At 44.6% G+C, this 738-nt stretch carries 1 pseudogene; it reads left to right on the top strand.

Features of this window, described 5'->3' with window-relative positions:
* Positions 1–53 precede the first annotated feature (53 nt).
* Positions 54–738 (top strand): annotated as a pseudogene (locus tag VTH8203_RS22920) (helix-turn-helix domain-containing protein); the annotation flags it as partial.

Genomic DNA, 738 nt, shown 5'->3' with positions numbered 1-738 from the left:
CTTTTTACGTAATCCTTTGACTATCACTGTGAATTAGTCAAAGGGTGTATAGGATGATCGTTATGGATGCTAAATCCCAACTTACCGTGGATGTCATTGCTAAAGTGGCACTTAACAAAATATCTATTCTCAATGCCTCGAAACTGCTCAATAAATCCCCCCGAACCATTGAACGTTACCTTAGGCGATACCGTACCGATGGTATTCGTTTCGTTGTTCATGGCAACACAGGAAGAGCACCTGCTAATAAAATCCCTGCGACCTTAAAGAAGCAAGTTCAAGCTCTGATAAAAGCCAAGTATTACGACTTTAACATGCTTCATTTGGCAGACATGCTGGAAGTGTTTGAAGGCATCAAAGTAAAGCGAGAGACACTTCGTACCTGGGCGCACGAAATCCATCATGTAAAACGAGCTAAACATCGCCGCTCCAAAGTAAGAAGACGACGAGAGCGCATGGAAGCAGAAGGCTTAATGCTGCAAATGGACGGCAGCCCTCACCTTTGGTTCGGGGACAAAAAGTCCTGCCTTATTGCTATGATTGATGACGCAACCAGTGACGTTCATGCAGAGTTCTTTCCTTCAGAAACTACGGAAGGCTGCCTCAAAGTAATGAAGGCTTATATCGAAAAAAAGGGGCTTTTTAAGACGCTTTATGTCGATAGAGCGGGTATCTTTGGTGGACCAAAACGCTGCCACTTCTCTCAGATGCAACGAGCCTGCGAAGAGCTTGGTATAG

The organism is Vibrio thalassae (assembly GCF_900089835.1).
Taxonomy (GTDB): Bacteria; Pseudomonadota; Gammaproteobacteria; order Enterobacterales; family Vibrionaceae; genus Vibrio; species Vibrio thalassae.
Note: the sequence above shows the minus strand (reverse complement) of the source record. Positions and strands in the feature narration are given on the sequence as shown.